The 392-nt window shown below is 60.2% G+C and carries 1 protein-coding gene; it reads right to left on the bottom strand.

All coding sequences use genetic code 11. The annotated features are described in order from the left end of the window. The coding region (locus tag AB1462_RS32395) for a GMC family oxidoreductase N-terminal domain-containing protein (protein WP_367249217.1) at nucleotides 1-392 on the bottom strand (392 nt) is incomplete at both ends.

Here is a 392-nt window from a genome sequence, read left to right as displayed (position 1 = left end):
GATGTAGGCAGGTAGGCAGCGACTGCGATGGATGGGTGTTCCATGAGGTTGCGGCCGATCCCGGCGCGGGATGCGATGACAGGAATGCCAAGTGCGGCCAGCTCTGCTCCGGGGCCTATTCCTGAGCGCAGAAGCAGCGCCGGTGAATGAATTGCGCCCGATGCGACGATAATCTCGCGCGCATTGATCGTTTGCGGGTTTTTCCCGGTGATTTCGGCCCCGATCGCCCGGATCCCGTCGAAAAGAATGTGCGTTGCCGTGCTGTCAGTAATGATTTTCAGGTTCGCCCGGCCACGGACTTCAGGTGTCAGATAGGCGATGGAAGTCGGAAGCCGTTCACCTTTGTCGCTGACAGCAACCGCGCCGCGAAACGTACCGTCTTCCCAAGGGCC

It is taken from the genome of Pseudomonas sp. SB113 (assembly GCF_040754745.1).
GTDB classification, from domain to species: domain Bacteria; phylum Pseudomonadota; class Gammaproteobacteria; order Pseudomonadales; family Pseudomonadaceae; genus Aquipseudomonas; species Aquipseudomonas grimontii.
The sequence above is the reverse complement of the archived record's forward strand: the minus strand, read 5'-3'. Positions and strand labels throughout refer to the sequence as shown.